This is a genomic window from Phycisphaerae bacterium (assembly GCA_012729815.1).
GTDB lineage: Bacteria > Planctomycetota > Phycisphaerae > JAAYCJ01 > JAAYCJ01 > JAAYCJ01.
This window is the reverse complement of record JAAYCJ010000272.1, coordinates 1-5,789: the sequence shown is the minus strand read 5'-3', so window position 1 is coordinate 5,789 and position 5,789 is coordinate 1. Positions and strand designations below refer to the sequence as shown.

4 protein-coding genes are annotated in these 5,789 nt (G+C 63.7%); 3 read left to right on the top strand and 1 reads right to left on the bottom strand.

Annotated features, from left to right (window positions below; all coding sequences use genetic code 11):
• The 3 genes from GXY33_17785 to GXY33_17775 form a co-directional block, all read left to right on the top strand.
• Positions 1 to 3,198 (top strand): hypothetical protein (locus GXY33_17785; GenBank protein NLX06992.1); only part of this gene is annotated, 3,198 nt, incomplete at its 5' end.
• Complete coding sequence (locus GXY33_17780; GenBank protein ID NLX06991.1) at positions 3,195 to 3,908, top strand: prepilin-type N-terminal cleavage/methylation domain-containing protein; 714 nt, start codon at positions 3,195 to 3,197, stop codon at positions 3,906 to 3,908. The genes GXY33_17785 and GXY33_17780, both read left to right, overlap by 4 nt.
• Positions 3,909 to 3,966: 58 nt before the next feature.
• Positions 3,967 to 4,731 (top strand): prepilin-type N-terminal cleavage/methylation domain-containing protein, encoded by a 765-nt coding sequence (locus tag GXY33_17775; GenBank protein ID NLX06990.1) that lies wholly within the window; start codon positions 3,967 to 3,969, stop codon positions 4,729 to 4,731.
• A 6-nt stretch (positions 4,732 to 4,737) separates the two neighbouring features.
• Here GXY33_17775 and GXY33_17770 read toward each other — a convergent pair whose 3' ends face one another.
• The gene (locus GXY33_17770) at positions 4,738 to 5,724 is read right to left on the bottom strand and encodes a hypothetical protein (GenBank protein NLX06989.1); all 987 of its coding nucleotides are present in this window, start codon (positions 5,722 to 5,724) and stop codon (positions 4,738 to 4,740) included.
• Between the last annotated feature and the right edge of the window lie 65 nt (positions 5,725 to 5,789).

Genomic DNA, 5,789 nt, shown 5'->3' with positions numbered 1-5,789 from the left:
GTCTGGCAGTTTTCGCCGGGCCAGATCGATCAGGAGGCCCTGGCCGCCGATGCGACGTTTTACGATGTTCCCGTTCCTTCGTTCTGGGACCGCATGGAGGAGTTCGGCGTCGCGCCGTCGTGGCCCAAGGAGTTGGCCCGCGGCTGGTACCGGCGGGCGTTTTCGGTCGATCGGGCGTGGCAGGGCCGTCGCGTGCTGCTGACTTTTGACGCGGTGCGTTACGTGGCTGAGGTGTTCGTCAACGGCAAGTCGATGGGAACGCACATCGACGGTTTTGCGCCGTTGGTCCTGGACGTGACCGATGCGGTCCGCTTCGACGGGTCGAACGACCTGCTGGTGAAGGTGACCAACTGGAAGGGGTTGCTTTATCCGGACGCGAAGGACATGGAGTTTCCGCTGTTCAAGGACGTTCGCTACGCGTTCGCTTTTTTCGCTCCGCCCGGGCTGCCGCCGCGGGTGGGCAATCAGGCGGGGATCTGGCAGGACGTGTGGCTGGAGGCTGTGCCGGTCCGCCGGATTGAGCGGGTCAAGATCGAGACGTCGGTCAAGGATCGCCTGTTGACGGTTCGGACCTGGACGGCGGGCGAGAAGGCGGAGGGCTCGCGGGTGCGGCACGAGGTGCTGGACGGCGAGAAGGTGGTGCTGACGGCTGAGGGAGCGGCGCCGGGCGCGGTGGAGGCCAAGTGGGCGGAGGCGAAGCTGTGGTGGCCGCACGATCCGCATCTGTACCATCTTCGCACGCAATTGCTGGACGGCGCGGGTCAGGTGATCGAGGAGATTACCACGCGTTTCGGATTCCGCGAAATCGGGATTGACGGCAAGCACGTGTACTTCAACGGCGAGCGGCTGAACCTGCGTGCGGACAACTACGTGCAGATCATGGACGCCGCGGGCATGCTGGCGATGCGGAAAGAGTACGCCAAGATGCTGTTCGAGTTGATGAAGCGATGCAACATCAACGCGGTACGTCTGCACGGCAATCCGAGTCCGCCTTCGACGCTGGACGCGGCTGACGAGGTCGGCATGCTGATTCTCAACGAGTCGGCGACGTACGGCTCGGAAAGCCACATGCGGGTCGAGGACCCGCTGTTCCAGAAGAACAACCTTCGGCACCTGGAGGCGTGGATTCAGCGGGACTGGAACCATCCGTCGGTGATCGCGTGGAGTCTGGCGAACGAGTTTTCGGCCCCGGTGGAGCACTTCCGGGCGATGCACGAGCTGGCCAAGCGTCTGGACCCGACCCGGATCGCCTACAACGACGGCGATTTCGCCGACGTCTGGTGCGGCCACTACACGTGGGACTGGACCCGGACACCGCAGTTGCCCAACACCGCGTACTGGTTCGGCGACGAGGAGTGGGTCAAACGCACGCTGGGCAAGTCGCTGGATGAGATTTGCATCCCGCATTTCGTCGATGAGTTCTACAACGTGGACACCACGGCCCGTTCGCTTTCGCCGTCGGTGTTTTTCGGTCCCGACGTGGACAAGGTTCCGCACCAGGCTAAGCGCGACCTGCACTTCCACGCCCTGCGCTATGTGGCTGAGGGGGCCCGCTACACCGATCTGGCGGAGATCAACCCGTTCTGCCTGATCGCGCACTTCTGGTCGTTCTGCGTGAGCGGGGCGACGCTGAGCTGGCCGGACCCGACGGCGCCGGGCGTCAAGCCGACGCATCCGGGGGCGATGACGGTGAATCCACACCTGGTGGCCGGCCCGCCGCTGTACAACTGGAACGCGAACAACGAGGACGTGCGGTTCGCGTACAGCCCGATGTACGCCTACACGCGTCAGTACGCCCACACGTTCTGGTCGGGCGAGACGGTCGGCCGGCGGATCACGTGCTTCAACGACGACCTGCGTCCGCTGGCCAAGGTGGTTCGATGGTCGGCGACGGTGGACGGCAAGGAGATTGCCAAGGGCGAGCACGCGGTTGGATCGAAGATCGGTTTTCGCGACGAGTTCGACGTGGCGTTCACGCTTCCGGAGGTGGCTGCGCGGACCGAAGGCGCGCTGAAGCTGGCGGTGGACGTGGCGGGCGAGCAGGTGTTTGAGAACACGATCGGGTTGGTCGTCTTTCCGAAGGCGTCGACGATGGCGCAGGCGTCGGGCGGGGTTGGTTTGTGGCGGGTGTCGGACGACGATCGTAAGGCCCTGGAGGCCCTTGGAGTGACCGGAACCGCCGTCGAGACGGCCGGCGATCTGGAAGGGCTGAAGGTTTTGATTCTCGGCCGGGACGCCGCTGGGCAGGACGGGGCGAGCCGGTTCTACGAGGCGGTCGCGAAGTTCGTCGAGGCCGGCGGCTGCGCGATCGGGCTGTTCCAGAGCAACGCGTGGTGGATGCCGGGGCGGTTGAGCATGGACGGCGAGTCCTGGTCGACGATTGCGTTCCCCAACGGCGAGCATCCGGTTACGGCTGGGCTGAAGAACGAAGACCTGCGATTTTGGGGCGAGGATCATGTGGTGGCCCGCAGCCACATGCTGATGGACCGGTTGCCCGAAGCGGCCAGGGCGGTGGTGGTGGCCGGTTCGCCGATGGGTTTGGCGTATACGCCGCTGGTCGAGTATCCGTACGGAGCGGGCGTGTATCTGTTATGCCAGATGCCGGTGTTGGAGAAGAGCGCGACGGAAGGGGCGGCGGGAACGTTGATGCGGAATATGGTCGGCTACGGTCTGAGGCGCGACGTTGCCGCCACCGCGGCTGAGCCGTTTGTTTATCGTCAGCTTTGGGAGGCGGAGATTCCGTTGGCCGAGGCCCTGCCCGCCGAACCGCCCAATGACTTCCGGCTGGACGTCCTCTCGCAGGTCTACGGTTCGGATGAGCCGGTGCTCGGCTGGTATCCCAAGGACGGGTTCAGTGAATGGGTCATCAAGGGGATTCCCGATGGCGTGCGCGAGGTGAACCTGCAGTGCGTCGTGCGGACCGGTGACGACGGTGACGGCAAGCCGTACCGCTACACCGTGACGGTCAACGGCGATCCGGTGGCGATGCAGGATGAGTATGAGTACGTTCGGGAGACGTTCGACTCGGCTCAGGGGTGGAGAATCCTTCGCGGCTCGACGTCGTCGCTGCAGCCGGTGAAGCTGCGCAACGGCGACCGTTTGCGGATCACGTGCCATCAGGCCTGGTCGGCGATCGTTCAGGTCATTCTTCGCGGAGAGCTCAGCCCGGGCTCCGCGACGACGAAAGGGACACAATGAGCGGCGACCGTACAGCCCGTCATGCGTCAAACGGCCCGTTTGCGGCAGGTCGGTCGTTTACGCTGATTGAACTGCTGGTGGTGGTCGCGATCATCGCGGTTTTGGTGGCGATGCTGCTGCCGTCGCTGACCGCGGCCCGCGACGCCGCCAAGCTGGCTGCGTGCGGGTCGCAGCTGCGGGAGATAGGGCTTGCGGAGGCCATCTATGCCCAGGAGAATCACGAGGCAATTCCGCCTGGCGCGTTCGGCGCCGCCTACTGGGACAATTTTCTGCGCGGCGAGACGAAGGGTCCGTGCTACATTCGCGGTTTTGAGATTTTCGTCTGTCCCGCCGACACGACGCCGATCTGCAAACTGCGTCCGGCTTCCGTTTACCCGAAGCAGAGTTACGCCTGCAACCTGTGGTTTCACTGCGACAGCACCTGGCATTGGCCAAAGACACGGCCGAGGCTGTCGGATATCCTGCGGCCGTCAGCGACGCTTTCGATCGTCGACGCCTGGCACGAGAATCACACATGCTTCTACGGGTGGTACGTCACCGCGTCCATTCCCCGTCACTATGACCAGGACGGCCACTGCAACTTCACCGCGACCAACGAGCTTTATTTCGACGGCCACTCGGCGGCCGTTCGGTATGACCGGTATGACATCATCCCCGGTCAGATGAACACCTCCGATCCCTTGTGGTTGCAGCATTACTGGGGACGTTGACCGAAGGCGCGCCGGTCCGGCGGGAGAGCCGGGCCTCCGCCATAGCGAAAGGAAGACAATGAACCGCCAGATCACAACCCGTCGTTCGATGAGGAACCCGTTCGCGGCAGGCCGGTCGTTCACGCTGATTGAGCTGCTGGTCGTGGTCGCGATCATCGCGGTGTTGGTCGCGATTCTGCTGCCGGCGCTGGGTCAGGCCCGGGAGCAGGCGATGCTGACGATCTGTGGTCGGAATCTCCAGCAGATCGGCGTGGCCACGCAGCTTTACGTCGATGAGAACCACGGGTGGCTCTTTGACGCCGACAACTGGCGGGCCGGCCGTCTCACCTGGAGCCGGTTGTTTCTGAGCAACGGTTACCTGCCGGACAAGGACGTTTTTCGCTGTCCCGCCCACAGCGCCGATGCGGACAATCTGCGGAGTTACATCGTCAACGGCTGGATCGCCAACTATCCGCTGCCGTGGGACCAGTTCTCCCGCCAGCGGACGGTCGACCGGGCGGTGGCTGAGGTCGGCCAGGGCGGATCGCCCGCCGTCGTTGGGTTGATGATGGAATGCTGGCGCGGCGGAGGGACGACCCCGTCTTCACCCCGCGAGAACACCATTGATGAGTGGGATGAGAACCTCTGCTATCTGAACTGGCCGTGGAATATCAGCGCCTATGCCCATATGAAGCGGCCGCTCTCGAACGTCCTATTTCTCGACGGGCACATCGAGTGGTTCGACTACGCCTACTATGCCGAGGGCTTGCCGTACATGCCGCAAGACATCTACGACTGGTTCTGGTCCTACCCGTGGCCCTACAACCCGCCGCCGCAGGAGTAGGCTGCGTTACTCGCGGGTCTTGGCGGATTTGGCGGGACGTGGTGTGCCCATGTCGTATTGCAGGTCGAAGCGGTTTTCGTTGTCCTCGTCCCACTGATCGAGGGTCGGCGAGTAGGTGCGGACCTCGATTCGATTTTCCTGCGGGTGGAAGGTCATGATGCGCAGCCATCCGTCGCCGCCGTTGGGGCGAAACTGGTAGTTGGCGACGACCTGGTGGACGGGATTGCCGTGATCGCCGAGGCTGGTGAGGCGGCCGGTACCGTCGCCGGAGATATGGCCGCTGAGGACGAGGAAGAGGTTCGGGTGTTTGCGCACCAGTTTTTCCCAGAGGTCCTCGCCGTCGTTGCCGTTGCACGGGTAGCTGTGGGGGTTGTGCGGGTCGCCGGGGCCGACGCGGGTGTCGTCGGGGTTCATGTAGCAGTGGGTGACGACGATCGTCGGCCGGTCCTTATGCTTGGCGATGACCTGATTGGCCCAGGCGATGGCCTCGTCGCGCGGGCCGAATTCGAGGCAGACGACCAGGAACCTTAGCCGTTTGACGTCCAGGAAGTAAAACGCGTTCTCGTTGCCCGTCTCGAAGTGCCCGCCGTACCAGTGGTGCCTCTGGAATCGCTGAACGCCGACGTACTTGTTGAACGCTGTGGCGTCGCGGACCTGTCCGCCCGGCGGCATGTCGTGGTTGCCCTGGACCGGGAACCAGGGGACGACACCGTCCAGGACGGTCAGGGCGCGATCAGCGGCGGCCCATTGCGTGTCGGAATTGTCGTTGGTGATGTCGCCCTCGGTCACCACGCAGACGATGTTCAGTTCATCCTTGTGGTTTTTGATCCACTGGGTCTGGGCGAGGAATGTGTCGGGGTGGTTCTGGCTGTAGTTCTGCGTATCCGGCAGGACCACGATGGTGAAAGGCTTCGGCTGCGAAGCACAGCCGGCCGCCATCGACAGAAGCACCAGCAGAAGAACCACGCCCATTCGTCTGAATCGATTGTCCACGCCCGTCTCCTTCATGCACCGAACCGTTCACCGCGACAGCACCACAGCCATCGACTCTCGTACTC

What these genes read in the sequence shown, in the direction of transcription:
- GXY33_17780 (NLX06991.1), top strand. Translation starts at nt 3,195, where the DNA reads ATGAGCGGCGACCGTACAGCCCGTCATGCGTCAAACGGCCCGTTTGCG.
- GXY33_17775 (NLX06990.1), top strand. Translation starts at nt 3,967, where the DNA reads ATGAACCGCCAGATCACAACCCGTCGTTCGATGAGGAACCCGTTCGCG.